The organism is Psychroflexus aestuariivivens (assembly GCF_004010055.1).
In the GTDB taxonomy this organism is placed as follows: domain Bacteria; phylum Bacteroidota; class Bacteroidia; order Flavobacteriales; family Flavobacteriaceae; genus Psychroflexus; species Psychroflexus aestuariivivens.
Genome location: NZ_RQVT01000018.1, coordinates 58,709 through 77,555 on the forward strand (window position 1 = coordinate 58,709; position 18,847 = coordinate 77,555).

Below are 18,847 nucleotides of genomic sequence, written 5' to 3' on the forward strand. Positions count from 1 at the left end.
ATTTATGAAATTTTTAGAAATATTTAAGTTTTTGATCGATTACTCATCACCGTAATAGCGGTTAGGAAATTCACAGATTTGTAACTTATATTCTCAAACTTAAACTGCAAATCTGAATATTTTTTCAAACTCCAGCGTTTCTTGTGATATTCCAAAGCGGTTAAATTTTCTACCCAATCGCCAGAATTCAAATATAAACAAGTACCGTTTTTACTAACTTTTCTGCTAATTTGTGGTTGATGAATGTGACCGCAAATTACGTAATGGTAGCCTTGTTCTATCGCTAAATCTGACGCTGTTTTTTCAAAATCTGAAATATGTTTGATGGCTTTTTTTACTGAATTTTTGATTTTCTTTGATAAAGAGAATTTTTCTTTTTTGAATCTAACCAACCAAAAGTTTAAAAAACGATTAATTAAAATCAGTAAATCATAACCCCATCCGCCAAGTTTTGCTAACCATTTAGCATTTTGAATCGATGCATCAAAAATATCGCCATGGAAAAACCAGGCTTTTTTGCCGTCTAAATCCAAAACTAGTTTATCAACAATTTTTAAATTTCCAACTTCAGCATAACTCAGTTTTCTGAGCATTTCGTCATGATTTCCGGTGATGTAAATTACCTCAGTGCCATTCATAGACATTTCAATAATAGTTTTGACAACTTCCAAATGCGCTTTTGGAAAATATTTTTTTCTGAATTGCCAAATATCAATGATATCACCATTCAGAATTATTTTTTTTGGTTTCACGGTAGACAAATAATTGAGTAATTCTTTGGCATGACAACCAAAAGTTCCCAAATGCAGGTCGGATAAGACAATCAAATCAACATTTCGTTTCAAAATCAATGGTTTTACACAAATTTCGCTAAAACTAACAGCTTCATATTTAAGCCATTGTTATCCTATTTTGAGTTGAAAGTTAAGTTTTGATCGGTTGATTTACATTTAGCTTACTTGTTGTAATTCAGTGTTTGAGTTTCATAGATAAATTTTGGTCTAGTATTTGTCAATTCATATTAAAATTGAAAATAAACTTAAATTTTTTGTTATGAGAAATCTTCTTATTTACTACGTTTTAATTGTCTTAATTATGATGTCGGGTTGCCAAAAGGATCAACCTGAAACACTACCAGAAAACTTATTTGAAAATATTGATACAGTCAATACTCAAATTTTCAATCTGGATACTGTTAGACAAAAAGTAATAACAGGAAACAAGGGAACTAAAATTTATTTTTCTAGAGATGATTTCGAAGTTAATGCAACTGATAATATTACACTTGAGATAAGAGAGTATTACAAACTTTCAGAATTGATATCTGAAAATATCCAAACCTTAACGAATTCAAACCAGCTTTTAGAATCTAGCGGTGTAGTTCATCTAGATTTTAAAGTTGATGATAAAAAAATTGAATTAAAAAAGGATAAGCGATTGAGATTAGGATTTCCAATTGATTCAAATGTTGATAACCGAGTTTTTAATGGTGAGTTTAACCAAAACAATGAAATGTTTTGGAGGCTGGATGAGGAAGCTATGACTACTTTTTATGATTTGGACACTTCTTATTTAAAGAAATATGGTGTAGATAAATATGTTCAAAAAATGATTCCTCTAGATTCTTTAGAATACTATGAGAATAGAAATAGGTCAAAAAAAGATAATGTAAGTTTTAGAGATGAACTGCAAGTTCAAGTGGATTCTACCCAAGTTCAGCTGAACTCTCCCCAGGTTATTTATACTGAGTTTTTTGTAAATGATACTCAATGGATTAATATTGATAGAGTATTAAATCCTGAAGCAAGAATTTCATTTGAATTAAAATTAGAAAATGAAGAAAAATTTGATTTCATCAATGCAATTATTTTATACGAAGGTTTGAACTCATTTACTTCGTTTCATAGGAATGTTGATGATATGTCTTTCCAGAAAATTCCGATTTTAAATAACTCTTCTATTTTGATAGTCAGCAAGAAAAATAACACATTTTTTGCTAACAAAACGCTATTATCAAATGGATCAGGTAAGATGATTGGAGTCAATCTTCAAAAGGTAGATTCTACAGAATTGAAACGATTCACTCAGAAAAAATAAATAATTTTTCAGAAATACATGTTTGTTCAAAACACACAAAATTTTAAATGCCTAAACATTTTAGGAGCGAAGTGGGTTTCTTATCTTTGCGGATTACTATTTAGATAAATTATGAAAATTTCTTACAATTGGTTAAAACAATTTGTCAATACCAAATGGACAGCAGAAGAAACAGAGGTTTTACTTACAGATTTAGGTCTGGAAGTGGAAGGTATCAAAACTTTTGAATCTATAAAAGGCGGACTGAAAGGCATTGTCGTTGGTAAAGTAGAAGCTTGTGAACCGCATCCAAACGCTGACCGTTTGAAAATTACCGAAGTAAATATTGGTGAGGAAAAAACGCTTTCCATCGTCTGTGGAGCGCCAAATGTCGACAAGGGACAATTGGTGCCTGTCGCAACAATAGGTACTATTTTGTATAATGAAGACGGAGAGCCTTGGCCAATAAAAAAAGGTAAAATTCGTGGAGAAGTAAGTGAAGGAATGATTTGCGCAGAAGATGAAATCGGTTTGGGCAAGAGTCACGATGGCATCATGGTTTTGGATGAAAAATTGAAACCCGGAACACCTTTGAATCAAGTTTTTCCAGTAGAAATTGATCAAGTTTTTGAGATTGGTTTAACGCCAAATCGCGCAGATGCAATGAGTCATTGGGGTGTAGCTAGAGATTTACGTGCAGGATTGATTCAGCAAGAAATCAGTACGCCAATTGATACGCCTTCAGTAAGTAATTTCCATGTAGAAGATCGAAGTAAACGTGTTAGTATTCGTGTTAAAAACAGTGAGTTAGCACCAAGGTATTGTGGTGTTTCTATTTCGGATATTGAAGTAAAAGCTTCGCCAGAATGGTTGCAAAATCGATTGAAAGCCATTGGAATCAATCCAAAAAATAACATTGTTGATGCAACAAATTATGTCATGCATGAACTCGGTCAGCCTTTGCATGTCTTTGATATTGAAAAGATCAAAAGCAATAAAATAGTGGTTACCACTTTACCAAAAGGAACCAAATTTACAACATTGGATGAAGTAGAAAGAGAACTTCATGAAGAAGATTTAATGATTTGCGATGCTGAAAAACCACTTTGTATGGCAGGTGTTTTTGGTGGGATTTCTTCTGGCGTGAAAGAAAATACAACGAGTATATTTCTAGAGAGTGCCTATTTCAACCCTGTTAGTGTTCGTAAAACTGCAAAAAGACACGGTTTGAATACAGATGCCTCATTTAGATTCGAAAGAGGTGTTGATCCAAATATTACAGAATATGCATTGAAACGCGCTGTTGTTTTAATTCAAGAAATAGCTGGTGGAAAAGTCAGTAGCGATATCGATGATTTTTATCCAAAAAAGATTGAAGATTTTCAGGTGTTTTTGACTTTCGATAAAATCAACAATCTTATCGGTCAGGAAATTGATACAGGAGTTATTAAAACAATTTTGACTTCTCTAGACATCAAAGTAAATAATGTTTCTGAAAGTGGTCTAGGTTTGACGATTCCTGCTTATCGGGTCGATGTTCAGCGCGAAGTCGATGTGATCGAAGAGATTTTGAGAGTTTATGGTTACAATAACATCGAAACCGATAGTAAATTCAATATTTCTATTGCAAACTCTTCTAAGTATGCCGATTATAAAATTCAAAATAAAATTGCAGATCAATTGGTAGGTCAAGGATTTTATGAAACCATGGCAAATTCACTTACTACTTCTAAATACACAGAATTATCCCAAGAAATAAATCCTGAACATAATGTTGAAATATTAAATGCGTTGAGCCAAGATTTGGGCGTGATGCGTCAATCGATGTTATTTTCTGGTTTGGAATCCATAGCTTACAATATCAATCGAAACCAACAAAACTTGAGGTTTTTTGAATTCGGAAAAACTTATCATAAATATGATGAAAAGTACGTGGAGCAAAAACATTTGTCTTTATTTTTAAGTGGATTTAGACACAAAGAATCATGGACAATGCCTCATCAAACTACAGACTTTTTTCAGATGAAAGGTGTTTTGGAGCGTATTTTTGAACGTTTAGGTTTATCTGAAATTAAATATAAATCCTCAGAAGCTTCTTATTTTTCAGAAGGTTTAATTGGTAGTTTCAAAAAACAACAAATTTTTGAATTCGGTCGAGTTAAAAATAATATTCTGAAACATTTTGGCATCAGTCAAGAAGTGCTTTATGCAGAAATCAACTGGGATTCTGTTTTAGAATTAATTCAGAAGTCAAGTTTCATAATTAAACCAATTTCTAAGTTTCCTTCGACTCGACGAGATTTTGCTTTATTATTGGATAAAGGTGTTAAGTTTGATGATTTGAAACAAATCGCATTCAAAACAGATAAAAAAATACTTAAAGAGGTCGATTTATTTGATGTCTACGAAGGCGATAAACTTCCAGAGGACAAGAAAAGTTATGCCATGCGTTTTGTGTTTGTAGACGAGAAGAAAACGTTGACAGACAAGCAAGTGGATAAAGTAATGCAAAAACTCCAAAAAGAATTTGAAAAAGAATTTGGTGCGAGTTTAAGATAAATTCATATCAAGATAACGATTCAAAATAAATCCTTTGTTATAATATGACAAAGGATTTACTATTTTAGCTAAATTCAAATTCAGCAATATGGAATTACATGACCCATTTGTCAAAAAAATGATTGAAGAAATGGTGCCAATCCATAAATTTTTGGGATTGCAGCTTCTTGAAATCAAAAAAGATTACGCCAAAGTTAGGGTGCCTTTTCGCCCTGAAGTCGTTGGTGATATTCGAACCAATCGTTGGCATGGAGGAATTATTACTACAATAATGGATTCTGTTGGAGGCATAGTTGGAGGAACACATCTTAGTTCTATCAAAGATAAAATGGCAACTATTGATATTCGTGTAGATTTTCTTTCACCGGCGCATGGTGAAGCTATAATTGTAGAAGGCACAACAATCCGTTTAGGAAGTCGAATTATGGTAGCTAGTATGAAATGTTGGTTAGAAAATGATAAAACTGAGACTGTACTTGCTGAAGGCAGAGGTGTTTATAGCTTTATCAGGTTGAATAAAGATTGAATTAATACTTAATACGTGTTAAATTTTCAATCTCGAATTGTACAAATATTACTTTGTTCATACATTTATATCGAATGTTGTAAATGATATATGATGCTTCCAAGAACAAACCTAAAAGAGAAATTGCTCAAAGAGAAATCTAAAAATTTTTCTGATGAACAGATTTTGAAATCAGTAGAATCTATTTTCCAAAACGTAGATCAAAATAATGAGCAAATACTTCAGAAACTGAATGCTGATCAGGATGAAATAACACACAATAATTTCAATACTGACTTTTTGGAAGCTGAACATATTTTTCATATAGATCAAATTGAAAAAATTTGTGTGAATTATAGATTGAGGTTTTTAGATTCTAAACTTTTTAAGGGAAAATTGCCTTACGAAGCGATATCAAAAATTAAAGATTTGGAACGCAAACATGATACGAGTTTGAAAGGCTTTAAAATTATGGCACCTTCAAAATTATTCAAATTAGAAAATGCAGACGATCCTCTTCTTTTCGCACCAATTGGTAATGATTATTATTACTTGATTCATAAATGGGGAAACGACCTCAGCCCATTTCGGAGGTTGATGATGTGGCCTTTTAAAACATTCGAAAATTTTATATTTACGATTTTAGTTACAGCTTTGTTATGCACTTCACTCGTGCCAAATGGTTTTTTCATGGATGAAGATAATATAGGTACAGAATTTTTCTTGCTCTTTATTTTTATGATCAAATGGATTGGTGGCATAGCTTTATATTATGGTTTTGCCAAGGGAAAAAATTTTAACACTTCTATTTGGCGTAGTAAATATTATAATGCTTAAAATTGCATTGTGATTATTTTCAATTTTACATATCATAAAAAATCACCCGCTACTTTTCGTGGGTTTCTTTTTTTGGCTTCTATTTTGAAGTCAAAATCTATTCTATTTTTCAGTTCCAAACCCAAATACATAAAGGTTTCTAAACACTACAAGAAGCCTGAAGTAATAGTGTAATTACAATTTTTATCACTTTTATTTTAGCCTCGTTTAAATCAAAATTTAATCGCAAAACTTTATATATAAATAATTCTCAAACAATGAAACAAGCAGATCTTTTAAAAATGACTCAAGAATTTGGAAGTCCAATTTATGTTTACGACAGTGAAAAAATTACAAATCAATATAAACGTTTAACAGAAGCTTTCAAAAAAGTAAAACATCTGCGTTTGCATTATGCGGTTAAAGCCCTGTCTAATGTGAATATTCTGAAACTTTTTAATCAACTCGGAAGTGGTTTGGATACGGTTTCAATTCAAGAAGTTCAGTTGGGACTCGCTGCTGGAGTAAATCCTGAAAAAATCATTTTTACGCCAAACGGTGTTTCAATGGAAGAATTGGAAAAAGCTGTAAAATTAGGCGTCCAAATCAATATTGACAACCTACTAATTTTGGAACAATTTGGCGCCAAACATCCTGAAGTTCCTGTTTGTATTAGGATCAATCCACATGTTATGGCGGGTGGAAATACCAATATTTCAGTTGGCCACATCGATTCCAAATTTGGGATTTCTATTCACCAAATGCCACACGTTTTGCGAATTGTGGAAAATACAGGCATGCGCATCAACGGAATTCACATGCATACGGGAAGCGATATTTTAGATATTGGTGTGTTTTTACACGCTGCTGAAATTTTGTTTGATGTGGCAAAGCAATTTGAAAATTTAGAATTTTTAGATTTTGGCAGTGGTTTCAAAGTGCCGTATCACGACAATGATATTGAAACTAATGTAGAAGAATTAGGACAGAAACTCAGTAAACGTTTCAACGAATTTTGTAAAGATTACGGTAAAGATTTGACTTTAGCTTTCGAACCTGGTAAATTTCTAGTGAGCGAAGCAGGTTTGTTTTTGGCAAAAGTGAATGTTGTAAAACAAACAACTTCGACGGTTTTTGCACAAATAGATTCTGGTTTTAATCATTTAATTCGACCTATGTTTTATGGTTCAAATCACGATATTATCAATATTTCACATCCAAAACGTAATAAAAGATTTTATTCTGTGGTCGGCTATATTTGTGAAACTGACACGTTTGCCAACAATAAAATGATTTCAGAAATCAGTGAAGGCGATATCTTAGCATTCAAAAATGCTGGTGCGTATTGTTTTTCAATGGCAAGCAATTATAATTCTAGATTTCGGCCAGCAGAAGTGCTTTGGCATAAAGGAAAAGCCCAGTTAATTCGTCAACGTGAAACCTTTGAAGATTTGATGCGCAATCAGGTTGAAGTTGAATTGTAAAATTTTGTATTATTTATTTTATTAACATCACTAAAAACTCCTGTCTTGTCAGGAGTTTTTTTTGAAATAAATTGAAATTTTAAAATAAACCGACACCAAATACGCTTACAAAGTGAAATCATAAATTAAAATTGTAATTTCGATTTTTGAATAGAGTATCATCAGTTAAAATGCGTCATAAACAGACTTTAGAAATATTGATTTCTACGATGAATCGTAAAGATTTATCGTTTTTGAAACCCATGTTTCCTAATCATGATTTAGCTGATTTGAAAATTTTAATCGTCAATCAAACCAAGAGTTCTAATTGGTTAGAATCTGATTATGAAAATATTAGAGTGATCAATTCAAATGAATTCGGATTGAGTAAAAGTCGAAACTTAGCATTACAAAACGCCAGTGCAGATATCGTTTTGTTTGCAGACGACGATGTAGTTTATCTTGAAAATTTTGAAAACATAATTCTTGCTGCTTATCAGAAATATACATCTGCTGCATTGATTTCGTTTCAATTTCTAAATGATTCTGGTCAATTGAAAAAAGAATATCCTGCGGAAGAAGGTTTTATAACCTCGACTAAGCGGCCTTTGTCTTCAGTAGAAATCAGTGTAAATTTGAATTCATTTAGAAAACAGAAAATTTATTTCAATGAAAATTTTGGTTTAGGAACAGAATTTCCCGCTACAGAAGAACAAATTTTTAGACGACAAATTTTGAAAAAAGGTATGAAAGTGGCTTTTGTTTCTAAACCAATTTTGATTCATTCTGATGAAACTTCAGCATCAAATCAAGGCTCAGAATCTTTTATCAAAGCCATGTCTGCGCAGAAGTTTTTAGCATATGGCAATTTTGCCTATCTGTGGTTGCTAAAATTCGTATTTTTCTTATTTCGACATAAATTTATCACTGCAAAAGACATTTTGAAATCTTATCAAATTGGAAGTAAGGCCATTCAAAACATTAAAAAAAGTGAAGCATGAGTCTTAATTTCAAACAACTTTCTTTTTGGTTTTTACCTATCGTTTTATGTTTTTGTTTTGAATTTGCTCTGGCAGAATTTAGAATCTATAATGTAAGAAATTTTCTTGAAAACATTGGATTTGCCATAAGTCTTTTAGTTTTAATCAGTGTGTTTCAAGCTTTCAGTTGGAAATCCAAATTGGCTAAAGTTATCTACATTTTATTTCTGTTTTCGTTGTTTATAGAAAGCAGTTTTTATTATTTATTTTCCACATATTTTTCAGCGTCATCAATTTTTATTCTTCTGGAAACCAACCCTGCTGAAGCGATTGAATTTACAAAAATGTATTTCGATATTCATTTAGTTTGGTTTTTTCTATTGCATTTAGGTTTCATAATTTTATATCTGAAATCCAAATATCAACCAATTTTAACTTTCAAATTACGCATCAAGCCAAGCTATAAGCTTTTGTTTTTCATTAGTTTACTTGCTATGATAAAGCTTTCAGGTTTAATTGTCGCTAATTTTCCTTATCATTTATTGAAAGGTGTTTCAGGTTATATTTATGAAATTGAAAAATATGAAGATTTAGAAATAGATACTAAAACTGGGAATTTTCAAAATGTTGATTTTCTTGGTGAAAATTCTGCTCACACCTTTGTGATGATTATCGGTGAATCTACAACGCGAAGACAAATGGGGATTTACGATTTTTATCGCGAAACCACACCATTATTAAGTCAGCGCAAATCAGATTTGTTAATTTATGACGATGTGTTGAGTTCCGAAGCGCATACAATTCCATCCTTACAAGCGGCTTTAAGTTTGAACAATTTTGAAAATAAAACCGAATCTACAATTATTCAATTGATGAATCAGGCTGGTTTTAAAACCTTTTGGTTGTCTAATCAACGGCCTATAGGAATGTATGAGACTTTACTCACCAAACTTTCCAAAGCCGCTGATGTTTACAAATATACCAACACTGCGCAATGGGGTTCTGTTACACCGTACGATGAAGTATTATTACCGTATTTAGACGAAGCATTGCAAGACAAATCAAAAAATAAATTTATTGTCATCAATTTGCTAGCAACACATGGACAGTATCATTTGCGCTATTCAGATCGTTTCAAGACGTTTACCGAAATCCCAAAAACAAAATTTCATTCTGAAAAAAGTTATAAATCCATCAATGATTATCATAACGCCATTACTTACGTTGATTTTATGGTGGATGAAATTATAGATAGGGTAGAAGCACAAAATCAGAAAAGTTATGTGTTGTATTTTTCTGATCATGGTGAAGAAGTATTTTTCGATCGCGATTTTTTTGGTCATAATGATTCGGATGTGCCAACACGCTCTATGTTTGAAATTCCATTTTTTGTTTGGTTATCACCAGAGTATAAATCGACTTATGAATTGAATTTTAAACCTAAACGGCCATATGTGATCAATGATTTGCTGCATTCCATGTCAGATTTGTCTCGAATTCATTTTGAAGAACACAAACCAAATCGTAGTATATTTTCTGATGATTTTAAACCAAAACCAAGAATCATAGGTAGTGGTATTGATTACGATGAATATTTTGAAGATTATCTAAAAGCCGATTAATTAATGATTTTTTGTAACTAATTGATAGCAGAGTTTCAAGATATCTATTTTATAAAGCTATTATTCAATGTGAAAATTAATACATATATTAGGGCAAATTTTACTTATTTTCTAACATAAAATATCAAATATGGAAGTCCAAAATACAACACAGGAACAAAAAAGTGATAAAGATTTTGTCGCAATGTTATTACTCTGTTTCTTTCTAGGAAGTTTAGGCGTACACAGGTTTTACGTTGGTAAAATTGGTACAGGAGTTTTGATGTTACTCACTTTCGGAGGTTTTGGTATATGGACAATTATAGACTTTATAATTATTGCTACGGGTAATTTTAAAGATAATGAAGGTCGTAAAATTAAAAGTTAAGAATCACTTCCCTTTTAGGAATTTATGAATGAATTTTCATTATTTAAAACATAAGATTTACATCATGATTTTGTTGTCAATAGCAATTTTGTTTATTGGCTATTCATGTTTGCAGATTGAAACCACTTTTGGATTTATAGTAGGTATTTTAAACCTGGCTTTGGGTGCCATTACTTTTAGTGCTGCTGCACGATTCATTATATTGAAATCTCCCATTTTATCTATTAATGCGGAAGGCATTTATGATTCTCGTGTTATGACATCAGTAATACCTTGGGCAGACATCAAAGATTTTGAATTGCTGAAAATAAAACGAACGCATTTTTTGAAGCTAGATGTATCAAAATCTTACAGTGATTTTAAATGGCTTTACCGCAAATTGTCTCAGAAAAATTTGAATAAAAACCCGCAAGTTGTCCTCATCAATTTAAAGAATCTTAATGTAGATTTTGAAAATTTAAAAAGCGCCTTAGAGACTCAAAAAAGTGAATTAGTAGATGGTTAAATCATACTAAGGTCGGTTTTAGTCATCGATTTTCCCTAAAACTTTTAGTCCGACCATGCCCATATATTTGGTTTCTCTTTGAAGTTCAAAAGCTCTTGTTTTGTCAACAGGTTTTTCAATTCTTTTACTAAAAACATGATAATTGACATTTGTTTCATTAGATTTATTCACACCATATCGCATGAATATTTCTTTTTCTGGCGTTAGCGCTTCAAAGCAAACCAACACACCACTTTTTGGCAATGGTATTTTTTGTTCTAACTCAAATGTTTTTAGTCCGTTGCCAGAATCTACCGTGAAAATCGAATTTTGTTGCAATAAAGATTGTTTAAGTTTCTTCGTGTTTGTATCAAATTCATAAAGGTGAATTCTGATTTTTGCCTTTTCACCATTATGCTTGGTCTTTATTTTTGCAATAACCGATTTTATAAAGATATTATTTTTATCACTTGCATTTTCGATATACACTGAAACAAATGTATTTTGATTGATTCTGAAGCGATAAGTTGGCAAAAATGATTTTCGTAAGTTGTGATAACCGATTTCGTTTTCTTCTAGTTTGGCATTGACAACCACTTCTTCCAACTGATTTTCGATAGGATTTAGAAATATCGTATCCGTTTTTGTACTGAGTCGAATTTCCTTTAAGTGGAATCCTGGACAACCAATCGCAATAATGGGATCAGCTTTTTGATTGAATTTAAATTTCCCTTCCTGATCGCTTAATTTGCTCTTTTCTCCATTTTTAAAGACCACTTTGGCGTAAGGAATCGGTGTCTTGTTTTCAGCATTGGCTATAACAATTGTCTTCTGTCCAAAAATGTTGGAAGTTTGAAAACACAGTAAAACGACGATTATATAATAAAAATAATTATTCATATACTTTGCTTTTAAATATTGCAATATAGTTAGCTTGTATTGATTTAATATCTTAATTAAACTATATAATCTAAAAGTTATACTAAAGCATAAAAAAATTAAACATCCAAAAACTTACTTTTTTCTTCTGGTGTAGGGAAGGGGCAGGTTTCACTTTTTCCAAACCATTTGTAGCGGTTTTCTGCTACAAAATCATAAACTGTATTTCTAAATCCCTCGGGTAAATACAAAAATATACCCAACATCGGGTACAAACCGGACAAGCCTTTTGCTATTTCTAGAGCTGCTGTAGATTTGATGTAGTAAGCGTTGCCTGGATCTATCAAAATAATAGAATCAATTTCATCTGTATTGATACCGCGTTCTTTGGTCAATTTTTCGCCCAAATCGCTTTGTAAAGACGCAAATCTGAATTGATCTTTTTTGTCTCTTTTTAGAATAAATCTAACAGAAGCGTTGCAAAAATTACAAACGCCATCAAACAGTACAATTTTTTTTCCTTCAGGTATATCTTTCATTTGGCTCGTTTTACAAGTTCTAATTGACTTTCAGATACTGAGGTTGTAAACATACCATAATTGACGACAGCTTTGTCTTTTTCGAATTTATCTATCGTGCCTACAGCTCGACCATCTTGGATTCGTACAGAATCGCCGACTTTCAATTTTGGTCTTTCGCTTTTCACATCAGCTTTAGCCTCACTTTTTTCTTTTTCTTTTTTCTTTTTTTCTCTTATTTTTTCAACTTTTTGTTGAGCTTCAGCTTTGACGGCTTGTTCTTTTTGTCGCTGAATTTTTTCTTCTTTACGGGTTTGTTGTATGCGTTTTGAATTTTCCTTTTCAATGATTTTCAGAATATTGGAAAATAAAAGTTTCTTGTTTTTATTGTTGAAATACTGCTGACCAATCTTATCGATTTTCTCTCCAAGACTAATCATTCTTTGGTGACTGTCATAGAGTTCTTGATAACTTTCCAGTTTCTGCTGAACTTTCGAATTGATTTCATCCAACTTCTCTTGTTCTTTGCGTTTTTGATCAGTCGTAGAACGCAATTCAGTGTTGGTTTTAGCTAGCTTGGAACGCTCCATTTGAAGTTTAGCAATACTTTTATCGAATCTGATTTTTCCACGTTCAACTTTTTTCTTGGAACGGTTAATCAAACTATATGGTATGCCATTTTTCTGAGCCACTTCAAAAGTAAATGAACTTCCAGCTTCACCGAGTTTCAGCTCAAAAAGTGGCTCCATAGTAAGGCTGTCAAAACTCATATTGGCATTGACAATTTCCGGGTTTTCATTCGCCATCATTTTCAGATTGGCGTAATGTGTGGTTATAATTCCAAATGATTTCTTTTCATGAAAAACTTCCAGAAAAGTTTCTGCTAAAGCGCCACCGAGTTCAGGGTCAGTTCCCGTACCGAATTCATCGATAAGGAATAAAGTTTTATCATCGCATTTTTTGAGAAATCGGCGCATATTTTTTAGCCGATAACTATAAGTACTCAAGTGATTTTCAATACTTTGGTTGTCGCCAATATCAGTTAAAATTTTGTCGAAAAAGCACATTCTGGAATATTCATGAACTGGCACCAACATTCCGCTTTGCAACATGATTTGTACCAATCCGAAGGTTTTAAGAGTAATACTTTTTCCTCCTGCATTAGGCCCTGAGATCACAATGATTTGTTGTTGATTATTGAGCGAAATATCTTGTGGATAGGTTTTTTTACCTATTTTATTGTGGTTTATTAATAAAAGTGGATGAAAAGCATCCTTTAGAAAAACCTCTTTTTCGTCTGTGATTTTAGGCAGTAATCCGTCATAAAGTTCTGCATATTTGACTTTTGAAGCGATCAAATCAATTTCACTCAAGTAATTTTGATATTGTTTAAGTAATTCAACAAAAGGGCGTAAAAAATTTGTCAAAGCCTTCAAAATGCGATTTATTTCTTCGCGCTCTTCAAATTCAGCTTCATCGAGTTCGCGCTCAGAATCTTGGGTTTCTTCTGGCTGAATATAGACGATATTTCCAGATTTAGAACTTCCCAACATACTGCCTTTAACCTTGCGCTTATGCATTGATGTTACTGCCAAAACCCGAACATTATCTACAACAGATTCACGGATTTCATCCAAATATCCAAAACTACTGTATTTTGAAAGTGCTTTGGCAAAGCTTGAATTGATTTTGCCTTTTGCAATATTGATGGTTTTTCTTATCTTAAACAATTCTGGCGTGGCATCATTTTTTATGTCACCAAATTTGTCAATCTTACTTTTTATTTCGTCAACAATAGCTGTAGTATATTCTATTGGTTGTGTGGTACGAAATAAATTTGGATAAAGATGTTTGAATTTTTCAAAATATTTCAAATGAATATTTGTTGTTTCAGATAAATTCAGAATTTTTCTAAAACTCTGCAATTCCAATACAGCATCTTCAATATTCAAAATCTTAATGGCTTCATCGACACTTTCAAATCCATGATTCGGAATAGCTTGCTCTTCTAAAGCCGAAGATTTGTATTCTTGGGTTTGATTGAGGTGAAAATATATTGATTTATAATTCTGATATGGTTGCAGTGCTAAAGCTTTCGTTCTGCCTAATTCGGTGATGCAAAACTCACTCATTTGTCGGCAAATTTCAGGAAATTCTAAATCTATTAATGTCTTATCGCTTATTTTTATCATACTAAAATTCTACATTCGTAGTTTTACAAAAATACGCATAAATTATGGAGGTTAATATTGAAGCAAGTTGGAAAAATATCTTAAAAGATGAGTTCGAAAAACCTTATTTTAAAGCTTTAGCAGAATTTGTTAAATCTGAATATAAAAAATACCAGTGTTTTCCTCCAGCTAAATCCATTTTTAAAGCTTTCGATTTATGTCCTTTCGATCAACTCAAAGTCGTTATCATTGGTCAAGATCCGTATCATGGCCCAAATCAGGCACATGGACTATGCTTTTCTGTACCTGAAGATGTCGCCATGCCGCCATCTTTAATCAATATTTTTAAAGAATTAAAATCAGATTTGAATAAACCACTTCCTGAACATGGTAATTTGGAATCTTGGGCTAAACAAGGCGTATTATTACTTAATGCTACATTGACGGTTAGAGCTAGAGAAGCTGGAAGTCACCAGAATCAAGGTTGGGAGATTTTTACAGATGAGGTAATTTCACAAATTTCTAAACAGAAAGAAGATGTCGTATTTTTGCTTTGGGGAGGATTTGCAAAGCGAAAATCAAAACTGATTGATAAAAGTAAACATCATATTTTAACTTCTGGTCATCCTTCGCCCTTGAGTGCAAATCGAGGATATTGGTTTGGTAATAAGCATTTTAGTGAAACAAATCAATTGCTAGAATCTAAAGGGAAAGCAAGTATAAAATGGTGATTTTGAGATAATAAAAAATCTGTAGCTTTTAATTATGAAATTGTAAACGCTTTATTTATCAGCCATGACGGCTTTGGACTCAGAAGATCTTTGAGACCAAATTTTTGGAGTGTTAGGCTTAAGCTTAGATTTAGTTTTTCTACTATGTCCATTTTGATCTGGACAATCACAACTGAATATCAACAACATAATGTTGATTAGTATCAAGCTTAATAAAATTATTCCAATGGTTAGTAACAAACTTATTGTTTTTTAGTAGATGTGAAATAATCAAATGGGTTGCGTAATATATTTATTATTTTTTAAAAATCGTTTTAAGCAATATAATCTGAATAATTCAACCCCTTATTAATCAGTTTGAGTTCCATGAGTTTATCCTGAGCATTCATCAAATCTTCTTCATTGATTTGTGTTTGACTCCATTCTGTTTTACTTAACCATTTTGAAACATCAGTATATTTCAACTGATATTTTTCAGCAATTTTTTGTGTGATTCCATCAATAGATTTAAACTCATTTGTTTTTCGATTGATAATTTCAAGAAGTTTATTAATACGCTCAGAATTTGCCTCAATAAAATGATTTGTTGACACTAAAACAAAACACGGCCAAGGTGTAGGCTGGTTTCCAAGCCAACGAAAAATTCCTCGGTCAACCAAAGGTTTTGTTGTGAAATGTTCCCACATGAAGTAATCAGCTTCCCCGTTACTTAAAGCTTCAACAGCACCGTATAAATTCTGTGTGGTTTCAAACTTCAATTCTTTAGTTTCCCAGTTATTTTGATCAGCATTGACGTATGTCATTAAGTGTGAACCTGAACCAAAGCGACTAATAGCCGCAGTTTTGCCTTCTAGAGATTCTAATTTTTCAAACTTAGATTTAGCATCAACATGGATTCCCCACATCAATGGACTTTGCACATAAGTTTGAAGAATTTTGAATGGACTACCATCAGCGATTTCTTTCACAGAACCTTCAGTAAGCATAATTGCCAAATCAATTTCTCCTTCTTTCAATGCTTGGCTCATTTCTCCTGTTCCGCCATGAAAATCTGTCCATTGCAATTCGATATTTGCATTAGAAAAAGCACTTTCTTCTAAGCATAAGTGCCATGGATAGTTAAAATGTTCTGGAACTCCTCCAATTTTTATTTGCGTCATTCTATATAATTCTGGAATCTATTTTTCAAATTAAAGTTTAGTTAACTTCTCTAAAGTGAATTGAATTAAATTTTTCACCGCTGCCTTTGGATCTTTGCTGAATTTTCCTGTAGCACGATTGGCAATGATTGCATTCATAGATAAAGCACCGTGACCAAGCATTTTGGCCATGCTATAAATCGCACTAGTTTCCATTTCTAAATTAGTGATTTTTTGATTCTGAAATCTAAAATCGACCAATTGGTCTATGAAATCCGCATCTTCTAGTTTTAATCTTAAAACCCGACCTTGTGGACCGTAAAAACCAAGATTAGTTCCAGTGTAACCAACCACAACTTGAGGATCATTTTCAAATAAATCAGCAAGTGTAGAATCGCAATCGACAATATAGGGTTCTGGTTTTTTCTTAGAAATATTAAGGTGTTCATTCAATGCATCTGTGGCAGGTTGGTTGATGATGTCGTTTTTATAATAATGTAATAAACCATCAAAACCAACGCCAGCTTTTCCCATGACAAATTTATCCAATTCAGTCTCAGGTTGAATGCCACCTGAAGTTCCAATTCTAACAAAATTCAATTTGTGGTGAGTTTCTTTAACTTGACGGGTTTCTAAATCGATATTTACCAACGCGTCCAACTCGTTAATCACAATGTCGATATTGTCTATACCAATGCCTGTAGAAATTACAGTCATTTTTTTACCTTTATAAAAACCTGTTTGAGTTTTGAATTCTCTTTTTTGAGTTTCAAAAATGATTTCATCAAAAAAAGCAGTCACTTTTTCAACTCGATCTTGATCACCAACAGTAATAATTGTATCTGCGATATTTTCGGGTTTCAGATTTAAATGGTAAATACTGCCATCTGGGTTGAGTATCAATTCAGAAGATTGAATTTGCATAACTATGTCTTTTTTACAAATTGAGTTTTAAGGACAAGACCTTTTATTTTTTTATTTCGGCATTCAATTTCATCTGGAGAATTGGTCAGTTGAATATTTTTGAAAGTAGTACCTCGTTTAAGATTTGTCGACGTTCCTTTAACTTTTAAATCTTTAATCAAAGTTACGGCATCGCCGTCATTCAGCAAGTTGCCGTTTGCATCTTTTGTATCCATAAAATTTTTATCCGCCTACGCGTTTTACTTTGAAACCAATATCTGTCAAAATAGTCATTATTCTATCTCGATAATCACCTTGAATTATGATAACCTCGTCTTTAAAACTTCCACCAACACCGAGTTCTTTTTTTAATAATTTTGTAAGGTTTTGGAAGTCTTTTTTAGCGCCAAAATACTCTTTAATAACAGTATTAATTTTGCCGTTTCTTTTACTGAATTCACAAATTAGTGGATCATCTTGAAGCCAAATGTCTAAATCGTCATTCGGCTGACTGGGTTCATCTTCTTCTTGTGGTTCGTGATCTGGGAAAATGTTTTGCAGTTGATCTTTTAAGTCCATATTTATTTTTTGATTAATCCAATTTCTACTAATCTTTGGTGAAGAAATTCACCTGCGGTAATATCTTCGTAATGTTTTGGATTATCTTCAGTTATACATTCTTCTAAGCAATCTAGTCTCATTTCACTTCTTGGATGTAAGAAAAACGGGATAGAATATCTAGGTTGTCCCCATTCATCTTTTGGTGGATTGGTAACACGGTGAATTGTTGAGCGTAATTTATTGTTGGTATGTCTTTCCAACATATCTCCAACATTTATAACAAGTTCATCGTCTTTTGGAACAGCGTCAATCCATTCGCCATCTTTACGTTTCACTTGCAAACCTCCTGCGGAAGCACCCATTAGCAAAGTTATCAAATTGATATCGCCGTGAGCACCTGCTCTAACCGCTCCTTTTGGTTCAGATTTAATAGGTGGGTAGTGAATCGGTCTTAAAATTGAGTTACCATTTCTGGCCCAATGGTCAAAATAATATTCATTTAAACCAATGTATAATGCTAAAGCGCGTAACACATATATTCCGGTTTTCTCCAGCATTCGATAGGCTTCCATCCCAACTTCATTGAATTCTGGTAATTCCTTGACTTCCACATTTTCAGGATATTCTTCAGTCAATTCTGCATCTTCATCTGGTTCTTGACCAAAATGCCAAAACTCTTTTAAATCTCCTTCTTTTTTGCCTTTGGCGTGTTCTTTTCCGAATGAAACATAGCCGCGCTGACCGCCGAGTTCTTCTCGTTCGTATTTTTTCTTAACATCTTCTGGTAAGTTGAAAAATGCTTTGACTTGTTTGTAAAGTTCCTCAACTAATTTATCATCTAAAAAATGATGATTTAAAGCAACAAAGCCTATTTCTTCATAAGCGGAACCTATTTCATCTACAAATTTTTGCTTGCGTTTTGGATCGTCAGATAGAAAGTCTGACAAGTTTACGCTTGGTATATTAGTCATTGACATAAATTCAATTTTTTAAAATTTAATAATACAAATTTAATGATTTTTTTTAACTCCTTTATTTTGAACAACACCAACAGCAATAGATAAAAGTTAGAT

The 18,847-nt window shown here is 32.4% G+C and carries 19 protein-coding genes; 10 read left to right on the forward strand and 9 right to left on the reverse strand.

The window, feature by feature from the left end; all coding sequences use genetic code 11:
• Positions 1–23: 23 nt before the first annotated feature.
• Positions 24–848, reverse strand: a complete 825-nt coding sequence (locus EIG86_RS03180; RefSeq protein WP_127844922.1) for a UDP-2,3-diacylglucosamine diphosphatase — start codon at positions 846–848, stop codon at positions 24–26.
• Between the two features lie 205 nt (positions 849–1,053).
• Here EIG86_RS03180 and EIG86_RS03185 point away from each other — a divergent pair, with 205 nt between their 5' ends.
• The 9 genes from EIG86_RS03185 (at position 1,054) to EIG86_RS03225 (ending at position 10,893) form a co-directional block, all read left to right on the forward strand.
• Entirely contained in the window at positions 1,054–2,097 is a 1,044-nt protein-coding gene (locus tag EIG86_RS03185) for a hypothetical protein (protein WP_127844700.1), read from the forward strand.
• 111 nt (positions 2,098–2,208) lie between these two features.
• Positions 2,209–4,635 carry a phenylalanine--tRNA ligase subunit beta gene (gene pheT / locus EIG86_RS03190; protein ID WP_127844701.1) on the forward strand — a complete coding sequence of 809 codons (2,427 nt, stop codon included), beginning with the start codon at positions 2,209–2,211 and terminating at the stop codon, positions 4,633–4,635.
• Between the two features lie 88 nt (positions 4,636–4,723).
• Complete coding sequence (locus EIG86_RS03195; protein WP_127844702.1) at positions 4,724–5,161, forward strand: hotdog fold thioesterase; 438 nt, start codon at positions 4,724–4,726, stop codon at positions 5,159–5,161.
• A 90-nt stretch (positions 5,162–5,251) separates the two neighbouring features.
• Positions 5,252–5,977: a hypothetical protein gene (locus tag EIG86_RS03200; RefSeq protein ID WP_127844703.1), complete on the forward strand. Its 726-nt coding sequence runs from the start codon at positions 5,252–5,254 to the stop codon at positions 5,975–5,977.
• Between the two features lie 257 nt (positions 5,978–6,234).
• Positions 6,235–7,440, forward strand: coding sequence for a diaminopimelate decarboxylase (gene lysA, locus EIG86_RS03205; protein ID WP_127844704.1), 1,206 nt, complete (start codon positions 6,235–6,237; stop codon positions 7,438–7,440).
• A gap of 146 nt (positions 7,441–7,586) precedes the next feature.
• A complete protein-coding gene (locus EIG86_RS03210) occupies positions 7,587–8,420 on the forward strand; it encodes a glycosyltransferase family A protein (RefSeq protein ID WP_240032169.1) in 834 nt (277 codons plus the stop codon).
• Complete coding sequence (locus EIG86_RS03215) at positions 8,417–10,021, forward strand: sulfatase-like hydrolase/transferase (RefSeq protein ID WP_127844705.1); 1,605 nt, start codon at positions 8,417–8,419, stop codon at positions 10,019–10,021. The genes EIG86_RS03210 and EIG86_RS03215 overlap by 4 nt, the downstream gene beginning before the upstream one ends.
• Before the next feature lie 130 nt (positions 10,022–10,151).
• Positions 10,152–10,388: a TM2 domain-containing protein gene (locus tag EIG86_RS03220; RefSeq protein ID WP_127844706.1), complete on the forward strand. Its 237-nt coding sequence runs from the start codon at positions 10,152–10,154 to the stop codon at positions 10,386–10,388.
• A 28-nt stretch (positions 10,389–10,416) separates the two neighbouring features.
• Positions 10,417–10,893, forward strand: coding sequence for an STM3941 family protein (locus EIG86_RS03225; protein ID WP_317129906.1), 477 nt, complete (start codon positions 10,417–10,419; stop codon positions 10,891–10,893).
• A gap of 18 nt (positions 10,894–10,911) precedes the next feature.
• On the opposite strand, the gene EIG86_RS03230 is transcribed toward EIG86_RS03225, so the two are convergent.
• The 3 genes from EIG86_RS03230 to EIG86_RS03240 all read right to left on the reverse strand — a co-directional run bounded on the left by EIG86_RS03230 (position 10,912) and on the right by EIG86_RS03240 (position 14,461).
• Positions 10,912–11,772: a carboxypeptidase-like regulatory domain-containing protein gene (locus EIG86_RS03230; protein ID WP_127844708.1), complete on the reverse strand. Its 861-nt coding sequence runs from the start codon at positions 11,770–11,772 to the stop codon at positions 10,912–10,914.
• Positions 11,773–11,870: 98 nt separating this feature from the next.
• On the reverse strand, positions 11,871–12,290 hold the full coding sequence (locus EIG86_RS03235) for a thiol-disulfide oxidoreductase DCC family protein (RefSeq protein ID WP_127844709.1): 420 nt from the start codon (positions 12,288–12,290) through the stop codon (positions 11,871–11,873).
• Positions 12,287–14,461: an endonuclease MutS2 gene (locus EIG86_RS03240; RefSeq protein ID WP_127844710.1), complete on the reverse strand. Its 2,175-nt coding sequence runs from the start codon at positions 14,459–14,461 to the stop codon at positions 12,287–12,289. Before EIG86_RS03240 ends, EIG86_RS03235 begins: the two co-directional genes overlap by 4 nt.
• A gap of 44 nt (positions 14,462–14,505) precedes the next feature.
• On the opposite strand from EIG86_RS03240, the gene ung reads away from it, so the two are divergent.
• Positions 14,506–15,171 (forward strand): uracil-DNA glycosylase, encoded by a 666-nt coding sequence (gene ung, locus EIG86_RS03245; RefSeq protein ID WP_127844711.1) that lies wholly within the window; start codon positions 14,506–14,508, stop codon positions 15,169–15,171.
• A 314-nt stretch (positions 15,172–15,485) separates the two neighbouring features.
• On the opposite strand, the gene EIG86_RS03250 is transcribed toward ung, so the two are convergent.
• Genes EIG86_RS03250 through EIG86_RS03270 form a run of 5 tightly spaced genes read right to left on the reverse strand, consistent with a single transcriptional unit; the run spans position 15,486 to position 18,745 of the window.
• A complete protein-coding gene (locus EIG86_RS03250) occupies positions 15,486–16,331 on the reverse strand; it encodes a substrate-binding domain-containing protein (protein WP_127844712.1) in 846 nt (281 codons plus the stop codon).
• Positions 16,332–16,361: 30 nt separating this feature from the next.
• A complete protein-coding gene (locus EIG86_RS03255) occupies positions 16,362–17,234 on the reverse strand; it encodes a nucleoside phosphorylase (protein WP_127844713.1) in 873 nt (290 codons plus the stop codon).
• 2 nt (positions 17,235–17,236) lie between these two features.
• Positions 17,237–17,449 (reverse strand): alkylphosphonate utilization protein, encoded by a 213-nt coding sequence (locus tag EIG86_RS03260; RefSeq protein ID WP_127844714.1) that lies wholly within the window; start codon positions 17,447–17,449, stop codon positions 17,237–17,239.
• Between the two features lie 7 nt (positions 17,450–17,456).
• A complete protein-coding gene (locus EIG86_RS03265; protein WP_127844715.1) occupies positions 17,457–17,792 on the reverse strand; it encodes a translation initiation factor in 336 nt (111 codons plus the stop codon).
• A gap of 2 nt (positions 17,793–17,794) precedes the next feature.
• A complete protein-coding gene (locus tag EIG86_RS03270) occupies positions 17,795–18,745 on the reverse strand; it encodes an isopenicillin N synthase family dioxygenase (protein WP_127844924.1) in 951 nt (316 codons plus the stop codon).
• Positions 18,746–18,847: the final 102 nt, after the last annotated feature.